11 protein-coding genes and 2 pseudogenes are annotated in these 20,744 nt (G+C 66.0%); 4 read left to right on the top strand and 9 right to left on the bottom strand.

All coding sequences use genetic code 11. The features are described 5' to 3' along the window. Nucleotides 1–48 precede the first annotated feature (48 nt). The 7 genes and pseudogenes from ACFYPC_RS28975 to ACFYPC_RS28945 form a co-directional block, all read right to left on the bottom strand. Nucleotides 49–528, bottom strand: a complete 480-nt coding sequence (locus tag ACFYPC_RS28975) for a hypothetical protein (protein WP_388682274.1) — start codon at nucleotides 526–528, stop codon at nucleotides 49–51. A 113-nt stretch (nucleotides 529–641) separates the two neighbouring features. Further along, nucleotides 642–1,052: pseudogene (locus ACFYPC_RS28970) on the bottom strand (transposase); the annotation flags it as partial. Beyond that, complete coding sequence (locus tag ACFYPC_RS28965; protein ID WP_388682030.1) at nucleotides 1,013–1,558, bottom strand: transposase; 546 nt, start codon at nucleotides 1,556–1,558, stop codon at nucleotides 1,013–1,015. The pseudogene ACFYPC_RS28970 and the gene ACFYPC_RS28965, both read right to left, overlap by 40 nt. Nucleotides 1,559–2,240: 682 nt before the next feature. Then, complete coding sequence (locus ACFYPC_RS28960) at nucleotides 2,241–2,711, bottom strand: SUKH-3 domain-containing protein (protein ID WP_388682027.1); 471 nt, start codon at nucleotides 2,709–2,711, stop codon at nucleotides 2,241–2,243. A gap of 496 nt (nucleotides 2,712–3,207) precedes the next feature. Further along, nucleotides 3,208–3,576, bottom strand: a complete 369-nt coding sequence (locus tag ACFYPC_RS28955; RefSeq protein ID WP_388682024.1) for a hypothetical protein — start codon at nucleotides 3,574–3,576, stop codon at nucleotides 3,208–3,210. A gap of 551 nt (nucleotides 3,577–4,127) precedes the next feature. Further along, nucleotides 4,128–4,598, bottom strand: a complete 471-nt coding sequence (locus ACFYPC_RS28950; protein ID WP_388682021.1) for an NUDIX domain-containing protein — start codon at nucleotides 4,596–4,598, stop codon at nucleotides 4,128–4,130. Nucleotides 4,599–4,600: 2 nt separating this feature from the next. Further along, nucleotides 4,601–5,320 carry a DUF5919 domain-containing protein gene (locus tag ACFYPC_RS28945; RefSeq protein WP_388682261.1) on the bottom strand — a complete coding sequence of 240 codons (720 nt, stop codon included), beginning with the start codon at nucleotides 5,318–5,320 and terminating at the stop codon, nucleotides 4,601–4,603. 281 nt (nucleotides 5,321–5,601) lie between these two features. Here ACFYPC_RS28945 and ACFYPC_RS28940 point away from each other — a divergent pair, with 281 nt between their 5' ends. From ACFYPC_RS28940 to ACFYPC_RS28930, 3 genes and pseudogenes are all read left to right on the top strand, one after another. Continuing rightward, nucleotides 5,602–5,844, top strand: a complete 243-nt coding sequence (locus tag ACFYPC_RS28940) for a hypothetical protein (RefSeq protein WP_388682017.1) — start codon at nucleotides 5,602–5,604, stop codon at nucleotides 5,842–5,844. Next, entirely contained in the window at nucleotides 5,832–6,077 is a 246-nt protein-coding gene (locus ACFYPC_RS28935; protein ID WP_388682015.1) for a hypothetical protein, read from the top strand. The genes ACFYPC_RS28940 and ACFYPC_RS28935 overlap by 13 nt, the downstream gene beginning before the upstream one ends. Before the next feature lie 502 nt (nucleotides 6,078–6,579). Beyond that, nucleotides 6,580–6,799: pseudogene (locus tag ACFYPC_RS28930) on the top strand (site-specific integrase); the annotation flags it as partial. A gap of 421 nt (nucleotides 6,800–7,220) precedes the next feature. On the opposite strand, the gene ACFYPC_RS28925 reads toward ACFYPC_RS28930, so the two are convergent. Next, nucleotides 7,221–14,528, bottom strand: coding sequence for a polymorphic toxin-type HINT domain-containing protein (locus tag ACFYPC_RS28925; protein ID WP_388682012.1), 7,308 nt, complete (start codon nucleotides 14,526–14,528; stop codon nucleotides 7,221–7,223). Nucleotides 14,529–15,093: 565 nt separating this feature from the next. On the opposite strand from ACFYPC_RS28925, the gene ACFYPC_RS28920 reads away from it, so the two are divergent. Further along, nucleotides 15,094–18,642: a DNRLRE domain-containing protein gene (locus tag ACFYPC_RS28920; protein WP_388682009.1), complete on the top strand. Its 3,549-nt coding sequence runs from the start codon at nucleotides 15,094–15,096 to the stop codon at nucleotides 18,640–18,642. 382 nt (nucleotides 18,643–19,024) lie between these two features. Here ACFYPC_RS28920 and ACFYPC_RS28915 read toward each other — a convergent pair whose 3' ends face one another. Then, nucleotides 19,025–20,473, bottom strand: coding sequence for a gamma-aminobutyraldehyde dehydrogenase (locus ACFYPC_RS28915; protein WP_388682006.1), 1,449 nt, complete (start codon nucleotides 20,471–20,473; stop codon nucleotides 19,025–19,027). Nucleotides 20,474–20,744: the final 271 nt, after the last annotated feature.

Below are 20,744 nucleotides of genomic sequence, written 5' to 3'. Positions count from 1 at the left end.
AGCTCACGACTCGGCCAACCGAGACACCGTCTTAAGCTCCGACTGACGTCAGAAACCCTTTCCAGTTCCCCTGTACATGCCCAGTCGAGCCTCATCCCATTCCACGATCTCGGCAATCTCAAGGGCATACTGTCCAATTACAGCGCCTTCCGCCTTCACCACTTCTCCGTAAATCAACCAAAGCCCATCTCGAATCAACTCGTGACATTTCCAATAAATGCTCGATTCGACGGAATCGCCATCCTCCTCCCCGGCAGCGAGCGACAGAAGGAGCCAAAGTAGCTGCTTCCTGTATTCCGTCGACTGCGCCTCGGAAAGTGCGGCCATGGCCACGGCAGTGACCGCAGGAGCGGGCGGCTGGAGATTCGACTCAATGAAAGCATGTCCATCAAGGGCTCTCAATGCGATGCCATTCTCGCCGATCCCCGACTCCAGCCAGCCCAGAAGATGGTCTGCAGACTTACCGCACCCACATGTAATGTTGCGCCATTCATGACGCCGCAACTCAAACTGCGCCAAAATACCCATCTCTCCCTCATCTCCGTAGATGGTTTGTGACGCTGAGGTTGAAAAGGTGGGGTGAGGTCGTCGATCGTGCGGGGTGCGAGGTTGACCAGGGACTTCTTCAAGTGGGCCCATACGCCTTCGACGGGGTTGAGGTCGGGTGCGTAGGGCGGGAGCCTGACGACGGTCAGCCAGTCGCTGTTGCGTTCGCAGAAGTCCCGCAAGGGCTTGGCGTGATGGGTGCCGGCGTTGTCCCACACCACGATCAGAGGGGCACCTCCGAGTTGCCGACGAGCGAAGGTCAGCAAGTCCGCGAACTCGCAAGCCCGGAAGCCCTTCTTCTCGCCGGTCCGGCCCCGGTACGTCTGGGTCCGGTAGATCAGCCGGGTCTCGCGGCCCTGCCTGACGCAGATCATCCCGGCCATGAGGACCCGGCCGGAACCCTTGCCCGTCACCCTGGCCAGTGGCGCCCGCCCACGTCGCGACCGGGTTCGGCCCTTGCCGGGTTTCAGGTCCTGGCCGGCCTCGTCCTCGAAGACTGTCCACACGCCCAGAAACCGGGCCGCCCCCTGACCCGTGACCACTGCTCCGTCCGCCACGCGGCGACCACCTGTTCGTCCTGCTCGACGGCCCTGTGCACGGGGACCTGCGGTGACCAGCCCAGCCGGTGCAGCAGATACGACACACCGCGCGGGGTGCACTGACAGCCGAACATGCGGTGATTCAGCTCCGCGACCCTTGTCAAGGTCCACCGCTGGTCCTCGCTCCAGCCGTACGCGGCCGGTCCGGCCTCCAACTCGGCCCGCAGCCGCTCGGCCTGATCATCGCCCAGTCGGCACGGGAGGCCGCCGGCTCCCTCGGAGGCCAGGGCCGCTCTGCCGTCTTTTCGCCAGGCGGCGAGCCAGGCGTACGCATACTTCCGCGACACCCGTAACCTGCGGGCCACCCCCGGCGGCCGTACACCCTGCTCGAACATCGCCGCGGCCTCGAACCGCACTGCTTCACGCTTCGCCCGCCCCACAGCGGTCAGACCGCCGCCATCCGCGTACCTCATCACGAGGATTCAGCACCGCCAACACCCTCTGTCACCCCACCCTTTCAACCTCAGCGTCAAAACGCTTTGGGGCCTAGGCAGCCTACGTCTGGCGAGGCCCCGCGGGTTTCTTCATTCAGCTCGGCCTAATATGCCTAAGTAAGCGCCGCCTGGGTCTTCCTCCGGTAGACCAGAGACTCGACGGAATTCGGACCCGGGAACGTATTTAGGGATGAAGTCACCCAAAGCCAACTACTCTTCGATCGCGTTCTCTGCACCCTCGAGCCACCTGGCACCGCGGGCAGTTAGATGCCATCGAGGGCCAGTCCCCCGTGGCGCGGTGTCACCTTCGCGAATTAGATGCCGATCGGCAAGCCGGCGCAAATCAGAGAGAATTCCGCTCTCGATTCGAGCCCCGCGCCTTCCAAGCTCCAGATCGATCGATCGATCGAGTATCCCATCGCCCTCCCCCGTCACGGACAACCTCGAGGACCATACGGGTTGGAATGGTATTCACCTCGTCACCTCACGCTCGGATGGTAAAGATCTTTGGAGCTCCGGGGCGGGTCAGCCCGTAACCCTTCAAGGACTGGGTACTACTGCCGCCAGAAACCCAAGAGGCCCTACTGGAAATATCTCCAATAGGGCCTCTCACATGGGAAAGAAAAGACGATAGTCGGCAATTCTGATCCGATTCCTCGCCTTACACTCCCCAGTCTGCAAGGTGCTGCGGCCTGACCCCACCAGTCATCAGGGAGAACAGCTCGCCAGCATTCTCCGAATAGCTATATACCGATGCATCCATCCCAGCATAAAACTTACTGCCAGCGGAAATGTAGACCGTGAAGTGGAACCCATCCGTACCCACAGGGCAGAGCGGTTTCCCCACCAACTCGGAGCATCGATTTGCAATCCTGGCGTCACGTTTGGTGCAGACCCGAGCAGGGTCAAACTCAGTCCAGCAGAAGATCTCTCGCTCGCCCATTATGATGCTCGGCGCGTGCGAAATTCGCAGTTGAGAGAACTCCTCCAGGAAGTCCACGGAAGCATCCGATACATCGAATCCCACCGCCCTCATGTCGCCAACCAGAGCCGCGACATCAACTCTCCGCCCCCAGGTCCAACCTGCCCCTTCGAGCAACGCTCGAGCCGCGTCACTGAACGGTGTGCTCATACTTCATCCTCCCCCTGCGAGGTCGGTAGCGCCACGTCTGACAAGCGCACTCTGACAGGAAAGGCATGCGGCTTCCGGCGATCCACTGGAGCTCCGAACTGTCAAGAATTCGATATCGGAAATCTGGAGCGCTCGCCCGAAATCGTCTTCAAAGTCGACGGCATGGTTAGCAAATAGCGCGTTACAGGCGGGAATTTCCGCACAGTTGGCCGCATCACCGCCGAACATCTGGCCGCCATCTGCTGCAGCCCCTTCAGTCTCAGGCTCCAAATACGCTGCGGTAGACCGGGCCGGTGGTGAACCACAAGCGGGTCGCGCAGCTGATGCGGGTGGCTGGGATCTCGGGCCGGCACCTGCGGAAAGGAAAGCGGACCGCGCAGGAGCCGGATCGCCTTCTGAGCGGTCAGGCTCGTTGCCTTACGCTCCCACCAAACTGAATCAGATAATCAATCGATAATTCCGAGACCCCATCTCAGGATACAGCGAAGACGAATTTTTACCCTCCCATCCGAGGTGAGCAGCAGTCGATTTCAATTCCGTTCTGACAAGCGACTCTTCGTATACCTACCACAGCATCACGCAAGGCGCCTTCCAATTTGGCCAGCATTGGAATCCGCCGATCAATGCATGATTCACCAGACACCTTACCCCATTCGAGATAGTAGGCGTCCTCCAGATTTAGCACGGCTTCAGCTATGTCTGCGCGCTGACCGAAGGAGAGGCCGACCGTTCCCTGCATCCCCATACTCAATTGCGCCCTGGCGGAAATCAGATCACCGACGTGTCGCACGTGCGCAACACCAACCTTTTCACTCAAAAGAATCTCGGCCAGAATAGCGTCATGATGTTCTTTCTGCCAGGTCACCGCAATCCCTAACTTAGCGTTTTCCGAAGTGCGAGCATTCCACACGCCCCAGCCGGTATATCTACCCCGCCAGCTCTGAGAATAGAGACACAGTAGGCGACGCAGCTGTTATGAATTCCGTCATGGCTGCCCAAGTCTGCCCCAATAGATTGTTACTGGGCCCTCATGGCAGCCCCCACATCGGGGAGGTCAAAGGTCCGCTCGATCACGTTCGGCACAAGATGTCCAGCATGCGCTCTGGTGGTGCCAAGACCACTTGGACTTCCGGCACCGTCCCCCAGGCGCTGATCACCTGCTCGGTTTCGAGGGGAGACCGTCTCCTTCCACACGGATGGTGGCGTGTTCCATATCCTTAAACCCAGCGCACAGTCGCGTTGCCACGAGTGTTGTACACAAGAACTGGCGCAGCCTCCGCCACCACATAGTACGTGTGCTACGCGGACCCCTCTGCCTGCTTTTTCGCAGGTCAAGTGCGGTTTGCTGGTCCGGTGACGTGCGCCGGTGTCCGTGGTTGTGCGGGGTTGTTGCCGTCGCTAGTGCCGTCAGATGGTTCAACCCAGGTACGGCTTCTCGCGCTGTTCCAGGAAGTGCTGGAGCCTGAGTCGTTGGGTGTGGTGCATCGGCAACTGCTCGATCTCTTCCGGCGGCACGAACCGGAGTTCGGTGGACTCGTCGGAGATTGCCAGTTGGCCGCCGGTGATGCGGGCGGTGAAGCAGACGTTGAACTGGCGGCGGACCTCGCCGTCGGTGTAGGCGATGATGTGTTTCGGGTCGGTGTAGGTGCCGACCAGGCCGGTGATCTCGACGTCGAGGCCGGTCTCTTCCTTGACTTCGCGGACGGCCGTGCCGGGCAGGGAGTCGGTGAGGTCCATGCCGCCGCCGGGCAGGGCCCATAGGTCGTTGTCGCGGCGGCGCTGGAGGAGGATGCGCCCGTGGTCGTCGGTGACGACGGCGGAGGCTGCGACGACCATGCTGTTCGGCTTGGGCGCGTTCGGGTCGTCGTAGTACTCGGTGCGGGCCACGGTCAGCCTTCCTCTCGTACGGGGGTTGCGGTCGCCCACACGGCGTCGAAGCTCTCGGCGTAGGTGTCGAACATGCCGCTCTCCTGGTGTCGGCGAAGGTGCCATACGGGGGCTGCGTAGGCGTTGACGCCCCAGAGGTGGGCGTTGACGAGTTGCTGGTCGTCGGCGCGGTAGAGGGAGTTGTAGAGCGTGGTGGCGTGGGTGCGGACTTCGATGCCGGGGGTGGCGGCGAGTGGCCTGTAGTGCATGAGGGCGAGGCGGCAGCGGGATTCGATGCCGTGGCCGAACCGCTCTTCCTGGCCGCGGGCTTGGACGGTGTCGCTGTCGGGGTCCCCGATCGCGATGCGGACGGTGCAGCCTTCGGCGGCGCGTTCGGTGAGGAGTTCGTTCAGCCGCGGGTAGGCCTCGTGGAGGAAGACGGCCGCGTAGACGAGGATGTCGATCCGTTCCCGGGCCTGGGCCATCAGGTCGGTGAACGCCGAGACGGGGAGGTCGGCCCGCTGCTCGTAGAGCGCCACCAGTTCAGGACTGATGGCGCGGGCGGGGCGGGCCTGGCGGAGCGCCGGCCAGAGTGCGTGCACGTCTTCTCCCAGGGCCGTGGCCGCCTGGAGGGCGGTGGCGCGGCGTGGGATACGCCCGAGGTTCACCCAGCGCTCGACCGACTTGGGGTCGACCTCGACCTGCTGAGCGAGTGCGGCGTACGTCCAGCCTCCCGCCGCCATGGCGGCTCGTAGTCTTTCGTTCGGCACGAGTCTCCCCCTTCGTCTCCGGACGGCACCAGGGACGTTCTACACGGTGCGGGACGTCCCGAAGTGGGGTTTGGTGGAGGTTCCTTCGTCCCGGTGACCGGCGTGAGGATCGGTGCCGACCCTGCGGCACCAACAGGCCCAGGGCACGCATCAACGCCGCCGAGGAGCGTCACCGTGCGAATGAGCGCCATCCCACGTGTTCCCGCCCTGCGACTGGACGCCCGGTCGCGCGCCGCCTCGCCGGGGCGGTCACGGTGACGGCCCCCACCCCTGATGCCGACGGGCACACTGTCTCGCCCGATGCCGGCGCCCTGGTGGTCGACCGGCGAAGCGACCGGGTGGGCGTGGTGATGGGGCATGTGGGGACGTACGTGCAGCTTCGGCCACCGCGCGGTGGCCGGGAGTGGGACGTGCCGCCCGAGGACGTACGTACGCCGACTCCGACGGAGGCGTTGAGTGCGAAGGTGGCCGTGGCCAACCGGACGTGGGGACGGTGACCCCTCGCTCGGTCCTGCGCTACGAGACCTGGACGCTCCAGCCCGACCGCGAGCCGGACGCGGAGCCGGTCCTGTACGCGATGCAGTGCTCCGTGGACGGAGAGACCTCCCCGACGAGCGAGGACTTCGCCGAACCGCAGGACTGGTTCCTGCGGCACTGCGGCCAGAACCCGTCCCACCACACCTACCGGGAGATCATCACCCGCCCCTGGCGGACCTGGCGCCAGACGTGACCCACCTCGCTCGCCCAGGCACCGCACCGCGCTGACCCACCCGACTCCCGTCCCTGCCGGGCGCAACCGATCGAGGCTCCCCCGCACTCGTCAACCCCGGCAGGGACGGGCCTCACGTGCATGCCGCATCCATGGCTGTGGGAGTTCTGACCTGTGCCACAGAAAGTCAGCCACCACGGCGGGCACGCTGACCGGCCACCCGCCACGTGAGTCTCGCTCAACCCCGTACCGGCATCAGCCCTGTTATCTCCATCGTCACGGCCCCCAGCCAGGCAGCAAGTACGGGCGTCCGGGACGGCCCGAGCCCGCCGGGCGGCTCTCAGGTGCCCGGCCAGTCTGCTGCTGAGCGGTCGGACCGGCCTTACGACTGATGGTCCCGCCTACGCTCCCGGGCTCTGCGCGCCGAGTGGTCGGTGACCGTCGCCAGCGGGGCGGCAGACAGGAGCGGGCGACGGTCACCGACCGCTGGCGCGCGGCGGCCCGCGTCAGCGGGACGCCCTTGACCGCGACGCTCCTAGTGGAACGGGGCGTCGAACTCGTCGTCATCAAAGACTCCTCGGCCACGCACACATCGGCGTCACCGCCACCGTCTACGGCCCACATCCGACTTCGCCTCCAACGCGACGCCATCGACCAGCCACGCCCTCCGCAACCTCGCCGAGACCACCGGCAGGTCCGACGACGGCGACGAACCACCGCTCTGTGCGTCGCCCGTCCGCTGACGTTGCCGTCAACTACTGCCGTCAGGCACCCCGGCGGCCTCGCCGGAAGTAGGTTTCGGCGGGGCCGCTCATAACTCTGCAGAATTAGTCGAGGCAAGCTTCTGGGACACTCTAAGAATCGCCGAAATCTTCACCATTTACAGAATTGGTGTAAATTCGCGAGCAATCATGGAGCATCGTGCAGCCACGCCCAAGAATTTCTATCTTGGCAACATGAGGGGGATCGAGAAGGTCAATCCTTCGACCAGGAAACCACATCTCTCCGACATATGCCGAAATAGCTCCGTCCCCGATTCCCATTTGCTGGCCATCATTGACGCTCACAGCATCACCCGAACGTACCGAGCCCCTCATGCAACGAACGATACAGACGATGCGCTCGGCCGAAGACGCAACGATCTGTTCGATCTGAAGCGATCCACTAGCCACCATACTGCCCTGCCTCCCGCACGAACTGGCCAATCTGACCTGGCGTTAGTTTTGGGGTGAATTCGAGAGTCGGATTAAGATCTTCAATTCCAATACTTCTCGGAATCCCTATGCCCATTCCATCAAGAATAGACCTGGCGGCAGATGCAGGTATGTCCATGCTTGCGCGAGCAGAAAACTCTGTCGGCGAAATACCCAGTTGAACCTCAGCTTCCCTGGCAATATATCCAGGCAGCGCTTCGACACCGGCGATATCCCCCGGCATAGCTATCTGCACTATGGCACCATCACCAAACTGCTCGGAGTGAGTCGCAAAGATCGTGGCCACTCCCGGATCAGAGGAGGTTGGTGTCACACCGGCACTCTGAACTCCAGGGCTTCCTTTATATCCCCTTGTTGTGCCGCGGAAAACCGGCCCACACGTATTGTGGACCAAGATCGGCGTGGTCCCAGCGAGGACATAATACGTGTGGAGTTTGGCGACGGTGAAATTGTAGGTGCGGACGTGGTCCGTGTAGGGGCGGTTGTTGGTGATCTTGGCGGTGGTGCCGTCGGGGGTGCTGAGGATTGTGCCTGGGGTGAGGTCGGCGGCGTTGACCCAGGCGTTTTCCTTGGGGACCCAGAAGGGGTGCTCGGCCGTGGCCGTGATCTTCTTTTTTCCGTCGTCCGTGGCGATGGTGAGCTCGTTGAGCTCCTTTTCGCCTTCGGACGGGAGGAGTTCGGTGACGGGCTGAGCGCTTGTCTCACCCGTTGCCGGGTTGGTGGCGAGGACCTTGTCGCCGACCTCGATGTCCTCGATGTTCTTCGAGGAGCCATCGGCGAGGAGGACCGGGGTGCCGGCGAGGAAGCACTGGGGGACGCCTGTCTTGGTGGCAGCTGCCTTGGTCCCGCCTGTTTTTCCTAGGAGTTTCGAGCCGACCGCTTTGACGCCCTTGACCGCGGCCTTGCCAATCGCACCGCCGATGACCGAGCTGACGCCTCCGACGGCGGCGCCGGTGCCGGCGGCGGATGCGTATCCGCCGATGCTGTGATCGGCTTTGGGGTCAAGGGCGTTGCCGACGGCTCCGGCGGCTGCTCCCGCGATGGCTCCGCATGCCGCTCCGACCGCTACCGCGCCCGCTCCCGCCGTGGCCGCGCCGGCGCCGACCGCGACAGCTCCGCATGCCACACCGACGACGATCTCGGTGACGATGGTGACAACCGTGACGTGCTTCGACAGCCAGCCCTTGGCCTTGCACTTCCAGTCGCAGGGGGCGGGCTTCGTCACCGTGACGGTCTTGGTGACCGTGTACGTGACCGTGGTCGGGGTGCCCGAGGCTGTCGACGGCGGTGTGCCGGCCCCCTCGTTGTTGACGTCCCCTCCGCTGCCTCCGCCTCCACCTCCCCGCTCGGCCATGTACATCAGCCCAGTGGGGTCGCTCTTGCTGATCGGGCTGTTGTTGCTGTAGGCGTAGCCGTTCATCTGGAGCGGATCGGCGATGTCGATGACCGGGTCGGCCGAGAGGAAACGGCCTGCTGCCTGGTCGTATTCGCGGGCGCCGATGTGGGTGAGGCCGGTTGCCGCGTCGTCGATGCCGACGCCCAGATAACTGCGGTTGTTCGGCCAGGTGGTGGGCTTGGGGCCGCGGGCCTCTCCGTACGGCTTGAAGGCGCGTCGGGTGACCGGCTGGGTGCCGGTGAGTTCGACCGTGGTGTTGGCGGTGCCGAGCTGGTCGGTGATGAGGACGTTGAGTTTGTGGCCCGTGGTCGCGCCGTTGACGGTGGTGCGGACAACGGCGGGGGCGCCGCCCTGGGCGTACGCGCGGGAGGAACGGGTGATCTTGCCGGTGGAGTCGGTGGTCAGCTCGGTCTCGCCCAGGTACAGGGTGGAGCCGGTGGGCGAGTTCTCCAGGATGCGGTTGCCGGCGGCGTCGTAGATGTACGTCGTCTTGACGCCGTTGACGGTGACCGTGCGGAGCTTGTTCTCCGTGCTCCAGTCCAGGTCCTGGGTGGTGCCGGGGAGATCGCGGTCCGTCGTGTTGCCGACGGCGTTGTTGGTGTAGGTGCTGCTCTGTCCCGCGGTCGTGGAGGTGATCGTTGAGAGGGTGTGCGGCTGGACCACGCCCGTACCGGCCACCTGGCGGCCGTAGCCGTACTTGAGGGTGACGTTCTTGGTGGCGTCCGCGGTGTTGTGTTCGGTGAGGGTGGCGCGGTTGCCGAGCCAGTCGAAGGTGAAGGACTGGCGGTAGGCGGTGGCACTGGTGGAGGTCGAGGAGACCGTGCCCGCGGCGGGGGCGGCCGCGGCCAGTGAGGCGGTCAGCGCGGCGCTGGGGCTGGTGACGGCGTCGGCCGTCGAGGCGGCGTCGGCGACCGGGCCGCTGCTGGGCGCGCCGTCGGATCTGGGTCCCCAGTTGGTGCCGCCGGACGAACGGCAGCCCGTTCCGGAGTTGTTGGGGGCGATGTTAGAGGTCCAGGCGTGGACCAGTTCACCCAGTGCGTCGTACGTGTAGCACTGGTTGTCCCAGGTGGTTCCGGTGGCGTCGGTGATCTTGCTGGCGTTGGAGGTGACGGTGCCCGAGGTGTCGTACGAGTAGTAGCTGTCGGAGATCGGAGTGCTGCCGACCGATTCGAGGTTGGTGAGTGTGCGCTGGAGGCTTCCGGAGTGCTGGTCGACGAAGTTGGTCGTCCACACCCGCGAGGGCTGCGATCCGCTGACGGAGCGCAGTGCTTCGCCGAACGGGGAGTAAGTGACGTCGGAGGTGTACCAGTTGGCCCCCGAGGTGGACTCCGGCAGGCCGTCGGCGTTGTAGCGGGTGATGACCTTCTCGCCCGCCAGGCCGCCCTTGGCCGGGAGCGTGACGGACTCGGGCTTTCCGGTCGGGGTGTAGGTGTACGCGTACGCGTAGGTGCCGGACAGGCCGGCGGTCATCGCGTTGGCGGGCACCACCGTTTCACGGCCGGTGACCTGGTAGTCGGTGTCGTAGCCGGTGACGCGGTCGATGTAGTCACCGGACGCGTCGTGGCTGGTCGAGGCGACGGGCAGGCCGAGCGCGCCGGCCATGTCGTAGGTGAATTTCTTGGTCGGCTCCGCGGTGGCCGATCCCTCGCGGACGGCGACGGGACGGTCCAGCTCGTCGTACTCGGTGAAGGTGCTCTTGGTGAGCGAGTCGGTGCTCTTGATCTTGCGGTCGGCGTCGTCGTATTCGAAGAGGGAGTCACCGGTGTCCGGGTCGGTGGACTTCTTCAGGCGGCCACGGACGTCGTACACGTAGGACCAGACGTTGCCGGCCGGGTCGGTGACCTTGGTGCGGTTGCCCCGCGCGTCGTAGGTGTACATGGTCGTCCGCCCCGCCCCGGTGCCGGCGGTGGCAGTGGCGGTGGTGTAGTGCGTGATCGAGGTGACCCGGCCGAGCGCGTCGGTGAAGCTCTTGGTGGGCGGAGTGGTCGAGCCGGCGGGATCGATGGTGACGGTGGTGTCGTCGTAAGTGCTGACGGTGGCGTTCTGGTAGACGCTGCCGTAGTAGAGCGACGCGCGGACCACGCGTTCCTGGCCGTCGTACTGGGTCCTGGTCTTGCTCGGGACCAGCGTCTCCGATATGCGGGCGAACAGCTTGGTTTCCGGGTTGCCCTTGGCCAGGTAGCCGCTGGTCTGCTCCCGGACCAGGCCGTGGTCGTTGTATTTGGTGTCGGTGACGATCCGGCCCGCGCCGAGCGCCTCGCTCTGGGTCTGCACCTCACGCATCAGGCCGTCGTAGATGGTGACCTGGCTGGCGTACCCGCCGTCGTCCTTGAGGGCCTTGACCGTGACCGCGGCCGGCTTGGTCTCCGCGGGGGTCGCGACGGCCGTCTGGTAGACGACCTCGGTGTCCGGGGACTTCCCGCCCGACGAGCGGGAGGGGGACCAGCCCTTGACCAGCCTGCCGAGCGCGTCGTACTCGTTGCGTGTGACGCGGCCGTTGGCGTCCGTGGCGGTCAACGCCAGGGCACGGCCGGGATCGTACGTCGTGGTGGAGGCGTGCCCTTTGGAGTTGATGTTCTTGACAGCGGTGACAGGGCCGCCGTCGGCGGGGGTGTAGACGGTCTCGGTCGTCCCGGTCAGGGGCGCGGTGACCTTCCTGATCCGGCCCAGGGTGTCGTAGGTGCTGGTGGTCACGACGGAGTGGGCGGTGCCCTCGCCGTTGATGTCCGCGACCGAGGTCTCCAGACCCTTGGTCGGCGCCTCGCCCCAGGCCTGGTTGTCGTACGAGGTACGTACCGAGCTCAGCAGCTGGGTGGCCGGGTCCGCCGTGGCGAACGCGGAACACGGTGTCGCCGTGGAGCGCGCTTCCTTGGTCTTGCCGATGATCCAGCTGGCGGCGTTGTGGACGTACGACGTCTGCACGCAGACCTGGTTGCTCAGGGTTTCGCCGGTGCCGTCGGGCTTGACGACCGACATCTCCACCTGGGTGGGCAGTCCGTAGGTGCCTTCCACAGTGGTCTCGGTCCGGACGGTCTGCCAGCTGTTGCCGACCGTCTGGACGGCGTCGGAGCGCGCCACCCAGGTGCGCTGGGCGAGCAGCGGGTCGAGGACGGTGCCGTCCTCGGCCTCGCGGGCGCGGGACGCGGTCTGCTTGGACTTGGGAAAGGTCAGGGCGCGCTTGAGCAGACGGCGTCCCGCGCCCGCCTGGTCGTAGGTGAGGGTCTCCGCGGACATCCCGGCGAACTGCAACGCGTCGTCGGCGACCAGTTCCACCGCGCCCTTGGAGTCCTTTACGGCACCCCCCGTGCCCTGGAAGTACCGGGTGACGGAGTAGGACGCCGGATCCAGGTCGAGATCGTTGGCGGTGGAGCCGCCCTTGGTCGTGGCGACCTGCCGGTAGCCGCGCCAGACGCTGTACGTGCGCAGCGATGGGCGGGTGAACTCGTCGTCGGTCTTGTCCCAGGCCGGTGAGGTGTACGTGTACGAGGTCACGACCGGCCTGGTGTGCGTGGTGACCTTGTCGGTCTCGGTGACCTTGGCGACGACGTACTTGTTGAACCAGGCCTTGGCCGGCGTCTTCTCCTCTCCGTCCGGGGACCACCGGACGGGATAGCAGGTGCCGTTGGCCTTCCCCTTGTCGGTGGCGGGTTCGACGGAGCAGCCGCCGGTGTACTCCACCTCGATGTCGCCGCCGTTCTCGGTGGAGACGACGCCGATGCGCGGGCGGGTGAAGCCGGGGCGCTTGTCAGTGTCACCGGAGGGGACGAGGTTGGGCAGCTGACGGTCCTTCAGCCGCGACTTGAGCGGAGAGTCGGTGCCCACCGTGTACTGGGCGAAGCTGACGCCGTCCGCGGACTGGACGGTCCCCTTGGTGTCACCGGGGGCGAAGCCGGTGCGGGTGAGGGAGTTGAGCCACAGGCCGGGCGAAGTGTCGTACCAGTCGGCGGGGAAGGACTGGTGGAGTGTGTACGTGTCCACCTTGCCCAGTTCGGTCTGGCCCGGGCGGGCGGCTTTCGTCGTCACCGAGTCCAGGCGCAACTGGGTCCAGAACGACGGGAAGGCGGGGCACAGTTTGGAGGTGGACTTGCAGTTGAGGTTGCCCGGGGTGTCCCACCAGACGCGGTAGGCGCCCGGGTCGTCGGTCTTGGCGAAGTTCGCCGGATCGCAGGCTGTCGCCGACTGGAGGCAGCGCTGCTTGACATCGAACGTGACGGTGGCCGACGGCTTGGTGAGGTCGGCGGTACGCATCCCGTACTCGATCGAGACGGGGTACGCGGCCCGGTCGTAGTTCTCCGGTGACGTGAACTTCTTGTTGACCGAGTAGTAGTTGGACTCCTGCTTCCAGTTGACGACCATCGCGTTGCCGTGGACGTCGACGACCTTGTCCATGCCCCACTGCCAGGCCTGCTGCTTGCCCGCTCCGCAGCGGGAGTCGGCGAAGGCGGCGGCGTGGCAGGGTTCCTCGGGGTGATTGCCGTAGACGGGGACGGTGGAGACCGAGCCGGTGTTCGCGTGACCGCCACCGACGGCGTTCAGACCGTAGTAGTACGTCGTGCCGTCGGGGGTCGTGACCACCCAGTACTCGCCGTTGTTGTCGTCGTTGGTGGCGTTGTCCCTGAGCTCGACGCGGGTGCCGTCGTCGTTCTGCGGGTGGTAGACATTCGTGGCGCCTTCCCGGACCAGTTCGGTGGTCCGGCCGTTCAGCGACATCACCGCGTTGTACGACACCCAGCACAGGTCGGACGTCTTGTTCTTGGTAGCGGTGTTGTTGGGCGTGCCCGTCTTGGTGTCGTCCTTGCAGGAGCGGTAGCGCCGCTCGATGTGCCCGGGCTCGTAGTTCCATCCCTCGCCGATCCACGACGACTGTCCCGAGGAGACCGCGGTCCTGCCGTCCACCTCCTGCGAGTCGTACTCGAAGGAGATGTTCGGGGAGGGACCGGCCGGCGTCGGCGGAACGGTCAGCGGATACGACCAGGAGAAGGAGCCGGACGAACCGCCGGCCGCCCACTTTCCGCTGGCGGCCAGCGGGCTCGCCTTGAACGAACCACCCTCGCCCGCACCGGAGTCGGTGACGCCGAGAACAGCGGTGCCACTTTCTGCCGCTGCCGCCACCTGGTCGCTGTACCCGGCCTGTACGACGCCTGGGTCCTTGCCGCTCCCGGCCGCTGACGCGGAGGTCGGTGCGGCGGTGCCGCCGGCGGCCGGGTCCACCGTCGCTGTCACCGTGCCGGTGCCGGTGTCGTTGACCGTCTCCAGTTCCTCGTACGCCTGGCAGTCCTCCACGTCGGGCGTCGTCAGATAGCACGGAGGGAACTGCACGAAGCGCAGGCGCGAAGCCCAGTCCGCGCCGTAGAGGTTCTTGAACTTCTTGTAGTCGAACCGCACCGACACCGGCACCGCTCCGGCGGCCGGCGCCTGCAGCGTCACCACCGCGCCGTCCACACCTTGCGCCACCGTCTCCGGCCGGCCGGCAACCGTGACCTGCCAGATACCGGTCGGTGCCGCCTGGCCGGTCGCCTGCCCGAGGCTGACCGGCAGGTCCTCGACCGGAGTGGCGGCGGCCGAGGTCGCACTGCTGGTGCGCGCGGACGCCGACGCCGGGACGGAACCGAAGTCGATCTTCCCGGAGTCCTTGAGCGGGACAGTGGTCGTGCCCGCAGGCGCCGCGCCGAGGTCCTTGGGCACATCGGCGGCCCTCAGACTGTCGAGATTCTCACTCGCGGCCTTACCTGGAACGGGCTTGTCCTGAGCGAGTTGCTCCAGGACAAGCTCCTCACGCCCGACCTTGTTCGGGTCGGGCGGCATCGCCAACGCCTGCGTGGGCAGCAGCCCCACCAGCAGGGCGAGACCGAGGGTGGGCACCACGGTGTGGCGAACACGGCGCCAACGACGGCGAGTTTCAGAGAGGCGAGACACGCCAGGATCCCCCCGGACCAGTGAGCGCGGCACCGGGGTGGGCCGCACGGGACGTCGTGCAAGAACGCGCTGATTCTGTGGGGGAGTTGTGACGAAAGACCAGAGAAATAATGATCAAGTGATCATAGTCACTGCACGTAATGAATCAATTACAGACCAGACTCAGGGAAGCGGTCGATAGGTGTCCGCATGAGCACATCGCGCCAGATCATCGAACAATCGGATCTAGCCCCCAGCTGGTCGCTTTCATGATCAATTCCTCCCGCTCTTTGGAGGGATACGAGCGCTTCCTCCCGTCCAAGGGAGGGATACGCCGCATCTGAGGGAGCGTCACGGACGGGCCGCGTCGGCGTGTACGGAAGGCCCCCTCCGTTTCCGCAGGGTGACGGCCACTCACTCATGGGTCATGATCTGCTCGCTCATCTCGTGTGCTCAGGCCCGCGCGGGGGGCTCCATATCCCCGGTCGGCGACCCGCCGTACGCCGGGGCCGAGGGGGGAGGGGCCTCACTCATGTCACAACGCCGAACCCGCTTGCCGGGCCAGCGCACCATTGCTCTGGCCTGTGCTGCCGCGATCGCGGCAACCGGGCTGACCTACGCGGGAATACGGTTCGCCGATCCCGGGCCGGGGGCCACGTCACCCGCGCCGTCGGCCGCCCGGGCGGTGAGCGAGAGCGACGCGATCACCCAGGCCGCGAAATCGGGCGAGGCGGTCGAGGTCACCTCGCTGCGCACGCCTGACACCACCACATGGGCGCGCCCTGACGGCCAGATGGCCCGCCGGATCTACGTCTCCCCCATCCGCGCCAAGGTCGACGGGGTGTGGAAACCGATCGACCGGTCGCTGCACCGCACGAGCCGAGGCTGGGAACCCGCGGCCACCAACACCGGGATGGTGTTCTCCGCCGGGTCCGGGGGCGAGGGAGACGGCGAGGAGCGCGCGTCACGCGGGACGGTACGCCGGGTCGCACTCCTCGGGACCACGGCCTCGGACTCAGCCGATGCCGCGGCCGCGGCTGATGCCGGTGCCGGTGCCGATGCCGATGCCGATGCCGGTGCCGATGCCGATGCCGATGCCGATGCCGAGAGTCCACTCGTCACCCTGCACGCTGACGGGCACGACATCCAGCTCACCTGGCCCGGCCCCATCCCCCAGCCGATCATCGACACCAACCGGGCGCTGTATCCGGAGATCCTGCCCGGCGCGGACCTGGTACTCACCGCGGACGACGACGGGTTCTCCCAGCTCCTCGTGGTCAAGACCCGCGCCGCCGCCGCGGATCCCCGCGTCGTCGAGCTCGCCTACGGCCTGTCCTCGCCCACCCTCACCTTCCGGCTCAGCCCGGTGTCCAACATCGTCAGCGCCGAGGACAGCAACGGCGACGAGGTCGCCCTGTCCCCCTCCCCGGTGATGTGGGACAACGCCGGAAACCCGGCCGTGACCGACGGCGGGGTCGGCACCACCGCGCAGCCCACCGCACCCGAAGTCCTGCCCTCCGACACGGCGACACCCGAAGAGACCCCGTCCGCCCCGGAAAGTACCGGTCCGGAAGCCGATCCGGAGACCGACGAGCAGACCGACCCGTACCCCGAAGAACTGCCGTCCGCGAGCGACGAATCGGTTCCGCCCGTCTCGGACTCACCAGCGCCTCCCGTCCCTGCCGAACCGACCCCCGCGCCCTCTCAGACCGGGTCGGCCGCCACCCTGTCCCTGCCAGGCCTCGACGGACCGTCCCCCGACTCTCACGGTGCGTTGGTCGAGGCGGCTCTCGCCGGCGGAAAATGGCTCATCACGCCGGACGCGGAGCTGCTGTCCGACCCGTCCACGGTCTTCCCTGTCTTCATCGACCCTTCGGTCAAGAAGCACGTGCAGAACTGGACCACGGTCTACAACCGGTACCCGAGCGCCACCTTCTACAACGGCAAGGGGTTCAACAAGGGCGGCACGCACGAGGCACGGGTCGGCTTCGAGTCCGACACCTGGGGTACCTCCCGGTCGTTCCTCAACATCGATTTCGACAGTTCCCTCAAGGGCGCGGTCATCACCAAGGCCACCCTGCGCCTTCTGGAGACGTACTCCTGGTCATGCACCGACCGGGCCATGAGCGTGCACCTCACCGGTGAGATCAACTCGAAGACCAACTGGAAGAACGCCCCCAAACTCAACGACGCCAACAAGATCACCACACGGAGTTTCGCCCACGGCTACAACTCCGGCTGTCGGGACGCGTACGAGACCTTCGACGTCAAGAAATCCGCCCAGAAAGCGGCCGACAAGGGCGCGGACAGCATCACCTTCGGCATGCGCGCGGTGAACGAGGACTCCCAGTACTCCTGGAAGAAGTTCGCCGCGAACGGCGACAACGCGCCCTATCTCGAGATCATCTACAACCGCCGTCCGGACGCGCCCACTTCCCTTGATCTCGGTCCTGACGCCCGGTGCACCACCACCGAGCCGTACGTCCGCGTAGCAGCCGACGAGATCACCTTCACCGCTTCGGCGACCGACAAGGACCGCAACCTCAACTACCTGGACTTCGATCTGTGGGCGCTCGGGAAATGGAACACCACGGGTGACCTGCTGAAGACCACCGGCAAGAAGTCCGTGGGCGGGGACACCGACACCGCCCGCGTCACCACCGCCGGATTCTCCACCTCCAAGTTGACGAACAACACGGTGTACTCCTGGCGGGTGAGATCTTTCGACGACGCCGGTTCCAGCTCTGCCTATTCCCCGAAGAACACCCCCTGCCGGTTCGTCCTGGACACCGCCGCGCCGAGGCCTCCCATAGTGACCTCCACCGACTTCCCCAACGCCGACACGAACCAGAACGGATTCAGCACCGAGCCCGAGGACACCATCTGGAGCACCACCAAGTTCGGCACCGCGGGCTCCTTCACCTTCCGCGCGCTCAATACCGACGTGGTGCGCTACGAGTACGGCTTCAACTCCCCGACCTACCCCTCCTCCCTGTCCCGCGCCGCCGGTACCTCGACGCTGGTCAGTGCGAAGATCTCGAACGCCAAACCCCCGACCGCCGGACCCAACGTGTTGTTCGTACGGACCGTCGACGGGGCCGGCAACGTCTCCGAACCGACCAAATACCTCTTCTACGCGACGCCCAGCAGTCAAGCCGATTCCCCGGGCGACTTCACCGGCGACAAACTGCCTGATCTCTTCACCGTCTCCCAGGACGGCCGCCTCTTGCTCTACCCCTCGCAGGCGACCCCCGACCTCAGCAAAGGCACCGGAGACCTGGACTACGCCATGTTCGGCGCCTACCGCGGCAACCCGGACAAGGACCCCAACGGCGACAACCTTCCCGTCCATGTCGCCGCGCCGTCCGGTCACTTCGACAATGCGCTGATCACCCACAACGGGGACATCTACGGAGGCGACGGACTCCAGGACCTCGTCGTGCGCGTCGAGGGCAAGCTGTGGGTCTACCCCGGCGACGGCTACGGAGCCGTGAACATCGACCAACGCCGCGAGATCCTCCTCCCGCCAGGAGCCCCCGACCCCGGCACCTTCACCCAGATCGTCTCCGCGGGCGACGCCACCGGAGACGGCAGAACCGACTTCTTCGTCACCGTCGGCGACGCACTCTGGGCCCTGACCGGCTACAGCGGCGCGACCATCGAGCAGGCCACGCTGCTCTCCGCCGCGTCCTGGGCCGCGAGGGAGATCGTCCTCGTCCAGGACATCTCCGGCGACGGCGTCACCGACCTGGTCTACCGCTCCGACACCACGGGGCGGCTCCTGCTCCGTACCGGTATCAAGCGGGCGGCCGGCGGAGTGGATCTCAACTCGCTCGCCTTGGCGGGCAATTCACAAGGGGGGATCGACTCCGAGTACGCGTCTGCCGGCTGGTCCAGCACCGCCATCCCCCAGATCCTGGGCACCCCCGACATCAACGGCGACCTCATCCCCGACATATGGGCCCTCTACGCCGACGGCTCCGTACGCATCCATCCCGGCAGCAGGACGGCCCTCTCCGGCAGCGGTGTCCCGATCATGGGCGCGTCCAGTGCGTGGCAGGCCCGACAGGCCATCGGCTGACACCAATCCCCGGCAGCAGGACAGACGCCCACACTGCCGGCAGCCGGCAGCCGACCGAGTGCGGCCCGACGCGAAACGCGCCGGGCCGCCGCTGGAACGGGACTGCCCTTACGTGAGTGGCGGCCGCGCAGCGGCAGGTGAATCTCCACCCGGGAGCCTCCGAGGTCGTCGGCGACGACATCCACGCTGCCTCCGAGATTTTCGATCCGCTCCGTGAGGAGGCGCAGGGCCCCGGCGCCGGCGCCTTCGCCGGTCACAGCGTCGATCAACTCCCGTCCGGGGCGGCGCCATTGACGTCGTGCGAGCGCCTTGAGGGGCGACGTACACGTCATTGACGTCATGCGAGCGCCCTTGAGGGGCGACGTACAAGCGCCTCGGACGACTACGCGTCCAGCGACGTCATCACGTGCTTGATCCGCGTGTAGTCCTCGAACCCGTACGCGGAGAGGTCCTTGCCGTAACCGGACTTCTTGAAGCCGCCGTGCGGCATCTCGGCGACCAGCGGGATGTGGGTGTTGATCCACACGCAGCCGAAGTCGAGGTTCTTCGACAGTCGCATCGCCCGCCCGTGGTCCTTGGTCCACACCGAGGAGGCGAGGGCGAACTCGACGCCGTTGGCCCACTCGACGGCCTGCGCCTCGTCCGTGAAGGACTGGACGGTGATGACCGGGCCGAAGACCTCGTTCTGGATGATCTCGTCGTCCTGCTTCAGACCCGACACGACGGTCGGCGCGTAGAAGAAGCCGACCTCGCCGACCCGGTGGCCGCCCGCCTCGACCTTGGCGTGGGCGGGGAGGCGCTCGATAAAGCCGGCGACCTGCTTGAGCTGGTTGGGGTTGTTCAGCGGGCCGTACAGCACGTCCTCGTCGTCCGGCTGCCCGGTCTTCGTCTCGGCGGCGGCCTTGGCGAGCGCGGCCACGAACTCGTCGTGGATGGTCTCCTGGACCAGCACGCGGGTGGCGGCCGTACAGTCCTGGCCCGCGTTGAAGAAGCCCGCCACTGAGATGTCCTCGACAGCCTTGGCGATGGCCGCGCTGTCGAGGTCGTCGAATACGACGACCGGAGCCTTGCCGCCCAGCTCCAGGTGGACCCGCTTGAGGTCCTTGGACGCCGACTCGGCGACCGACATGCCCGCACGCACGGAACCCGTGATGGAGGCCATCGCCGGGGTGTGGTGCTCGACCATCAGGCGGCCGGTGTCGCGGTCGCCGGTGACGACGTTGAAGACCCCCTTGGGCAGGATCGAGCCGAGGATGTCGGCGATCAGGACGGTGGAGGCGGGGGTCGTGTCCGAGGGCTTGAGGACGACGGTGTTGCCGGCCGCGAGCGCGGGGGCGAACTTCCACACCGCCATCATCATCGGGTAGTTCCACGGCGCGACCTGCGCGCAGACCCCGATGGGCTCGCGGCGGACGATGGAGGTCAGGCCCTCCATGTACTCGCCTGCGCTGCGCCCCTCCAGCATCCGGGCGGCGCCCGCGAAGAAGCGGATCTGGTCGACCATCGGCGGGATTTCCTCCGAGCGGGTCAGCCCGATCGGCTTGCCGGTGTTCTCCACCTCGGCCGCGATGAGCTCCTCGGCCCGCTCCTCGAAAGCGTCCGCGATCTTCAGGAGCGCCCGCTGGCGCTCGGCCGGGGTCTGGTCGCGCCAGGCCGGGAATGCCGCGGCGGCGGCCGCCATCGCGGCGTCCACGTCCGCCTGGCCGGACAGCGGCGCCGTCGCGTACGCAGCGCCGGTCACGGGGTTGATGATCTCGGTGGTCCGCCCGTCGGCGGCGTCCCGGAACTCACCATCGATGTAGTTGCGCAGACGACGCAGCTCGGTGCTCACTGCCGGCCCTCCAGGTTCAGGTGTTCATTGACTTCAGCTGACTGCGGACATCCACGGCTTCAGGTGACTGCGACATCCATGGCTTCAGTGACTGCGGATGCCCATGACTTGAGGTGACTTCGGATGCCCATGACTTGAGTGACTTCGGATGTCCATTCACTGAGACACCCACCCTAATCCGTGCACCCACGTTTTCAACACCCCCGATCGACCCGGAGCTGCGAAATCCGCAAGACTTGCGCCTCCAAACAACGAATTTCATCGCATCGGC

Origin of the sequence: Streptomyces sp. NPDC005808 (assembly GCF_042871385.1) — a bacterium.
Lineage (GTDB): Bacteria > Actinomycetota > Actinomycetes > Streptomycetales > Streptomycetaceae > Streptomyces.
The sequence above is the reverse complement of the archived record's forward strand: the minus strand, read 5'-3'. Positions and strand labels throughout refer to the sequence as shown.

Excerpts from the sequence above, each read along its gene's own strand:
- ACFYPC_RS28965 (WP_388682030.1), bottom strand. The coding sequence starts at position 1,558 with ATGAGGTACGCGGATGGCGGCGGTCTGACCGCTGTGGGGCGGGCGAAG.
- ACFYPC_RS28920 (WP_388682009.1), top strand. The coding sequence starts at position 15,094 with ATGTCACAACGCCGAACCCGCTTGCCGGGCCAGCGCACCATTGCTCTG.
- ACFYPC_RS28945 (WP_388682261.1), bottom strand. The coding sequence starts at position 5,320 with ATGGCGGCGGGAGGCTGGACGTACGCCGCACTCGCTCAGCAGGTCGAG.
- ACFYPC_RS28960 (WP_388682027.1), bottom strand. The coding sequence starts at position 2,711 with ATGAGCACACCGTTCAGTGACGCGGCTCGAGCGTTGCTCGAAGGGGCA.
- ACFYPC_RS28975 (WP_388682274.1), bottom strand. The coding sequence starts at position 528 with ATGGGTATTTTGGCGCAGTTTGAGTTGCGGCGTCATGAATGGCGCAAC.